General features: G+C 68.7%; 2 protein-coding genes and 2 tRNA genes. 2 read left to right on the plus strand and 2 right to left on the minus strand.

Annotated features, from left to right (window positions below):
• Nucleotides 1-662 (plus strand): trypsin-like serine peptidase (locus UK12_RS32335; RefSeq protein ID WP_045306778.1); only part of this gene is annotated, 662 nt, incomplete at its 5' end.
• A 77-nt stretch (nucleotides 663-739) separates the two neighbouring features.
• On the plus strand, nucleotides 740-1,519 hold the full coding sequence (locus UK12_RS32340) for a trypsin-like serine peptidase (RefSeq protein WP_052682404.1): 780 nt from the start codon (nucleotides 740-742) through the stop codon (nucleotides 1,517-1,519).
• Nucleotides 1,520-1,671: 152 nt separating this feature from the next.
• On the opposite strand, the gene UK12_RS32345 is transcribed toward UK12_RS32340, so the two are convergent.
• Both UK12_RS32345 and UK12_RS32350 read right to left on the minus strand, forming a co-directional pair.
• Nucleotides 1,672-1,744 (minus strand) — tRNA-Asn (locus tag UK12_RS32345).
• Nucleotides 1,745-1,787: 43 nt separating this feature from the next.
• Nucleotides 1,788-1,860 (minus strand) — tRNA-Asn (locus UK12_RS32350).
• Nucleotides 1,861-2,132: the final 272 nt, after the last annotated feature.

Genomic DNA, 2,132 nt, shown 5'->3' on the forward strand with positions numbered 1-2,132 from the left:
GCACCACCCGCACCGCCCGGGCCACCCCCGTCAACGCGCAGGTCGGCGCCGTCTTCACGCACGACGCGACGGGCGACCACTTCTGCACCGCCAGCGTGGTCGACAGCGCCGGCCAGAACCTGATCGTCACCGCCGCACACTGCGTCTACGACCCGACCACCGGGCAGCGCAGCGACCTGGTCTTCGTCCCCGGCTACCGCAACGGCGAGACTCCCAACGGCGTCTGGCCGCTGGTCTCGATCACCGTGGACCAGAGCTGGAAGGACGAGGGCAACGAGGACATGGACGTGGCCTTCGCGATCGTCCAGCCGCAGAACGGCCGGCAGATCCAGGAGGTGCTCGGGGCGAGCACGCTGGGGATCAACAAGGGCTACCAGCTGCCCGTCCGGGTCACCGGCTACCCCAGCAGCGGCGACACCCCGATCACCTGCGCCAACAACACAACCGCGCAGAGCCCCACCCAACTCCGCATCGCCTGCCCCGAGTACACCGGCGGCACCAGCGGCAGCCCGTGGATCACCGAGCTCGACCCGAAGACCAGAACCGGCATCGTGATCGGCGTGATCGGCGGCTACCAGCAGGGCGGGGACACCCCGGACGTCTCGTACACCAGCTACTTCGGCGACCAGGTCCAGTCCCTCTACGATCGGGCCACCGGCTAGCGCGCCGGGCTCCCCGCCTGGTAGATCTTGCTCCCGACCCCGTCCGACGACGGGCCCTGGGAGAGAGAGACCGGTTCATGGCACGCGTACGGCAGTCCGACGGCACGGCGACCTGGTGGGGTTCGTCCTCCGGGCCCGCTGCGGTGCTGGCGGTCCTGCTGGCCGCCACCGGCTGCACTCCGGTCTCCGGGGCCACGGCCGACGGCAACATCCCCTCCTCCCGGCCCGCCCCCGAGAACGACCTCAGCAAGCGGATCGGCGCGCTCTTCGTCGGTAACGTGGACGGCCAACGGGCCTGCACCGCCAGCGTGGTGGACAGCCCGCACCGCAATCTGCTGGTAACTGCGGCACACTGCGTCTACACCAGCGAGCTCGGCCGGATCGACAACCTGGTCTTCGCCCCCGGCTACCGCAACGGCCAAACTCCGTACGGGACTTGGACGCTCGACTCGATCACCACGGATCCGCACTGGACCACCGACGAGGACCCCGAGTACGACGTCGCCTTCGTCACCGTGGCCCCTGTGGAGGGCAAGGAGATCGAGGACGCCCTCGGCGGCAACACGATCGCCACCAACCAGGGCTTCGACCTCCCGGTCTCGGTCACCGGCTACCCGAACGACCACCAGGACCCGATCACCTGCTCCGGAGCCACCAAGAAGCTCACCGACACCCAGGAGCGCTTCGACTGCTACGGGTACACCAACGGCACCAGCGGCAGCCCCTGGCTGACCTCGGCGGGCAAGGTGATCGGTGTGATCGGCGGCTACCAGCAGGGCGGGGACACCGACGAGACCTCGTACAGCATCACCTTCGACGACCGGGTCGCCGAGCTGTACCGGAAGGCCATCGCCTAGCGGCGACTCCTCCGCCGGGCCCCGCCCGGTGGGGGAACGGCCGGAAAAACGGTGGGAAGAAACGGGCGGGAAGAACAGCCGGGGAAACACGAAAGCCCCCCGGTGACCGGAGGGCCTTCGCTCTGCGCTGCTCACCTCAACTACGGGTGAAGCTCCCCCAATTGGACTCGAACCAATAACCTGCCGATTAACAGTCGGCTGCTCTGCCAATTGAGCTATGGGGGAATGCAATACACACAGCCGGGCGGCCGTTGGCGGGCCGTCCGAGCTCCCCCAATTGGACTCGAACCAATAACCTGCCGATTAACAGTCGGCTGCTCTGCCAATTGAGCTATGGGGGAATGAGCTTCCGCCTCGATCTCCGGGATCCTCCCGGCCCTCTCGGCGCTCGCTGCGGGACATACATTAGCGCACTCAGGGGGGTGGTCCGCCAATCGATATGTCAGCTCGCTCCCGACACCCGCTCCGGCGCGCCCGGCGCGCGGCCCTACCGCCCCTCGGGGGATGCTGGTGCACGGCGGGCGCGGCTGGCCCGGACCCGCCACTGCCTGGGCGGTTCACCGCCCGGCAGGACGGGTAGGGCAACGCGGCAGGAACCGCGAGGAAGGGTGGA

Origin of the sequence: Saccharothrix sp. ST-888, from assembly GCF_000955975.1 — a bacterium.
Taxonomy (GTDB): Bacteria; Actinomycetota; Actinomycetes; order Streptomycetales; family Streptomycetaceae; genus Kitasatospora.

What these genes read in the sequence shown, in the direction of transcription:
- UK12_RS32340 (WP_052682404.1), top strand. Translation starts at nt 740, where the DNA reads ATGGCACGCGTACGGCAGTCCGACGGCACGGCGACCTGGTGGGGTTCG.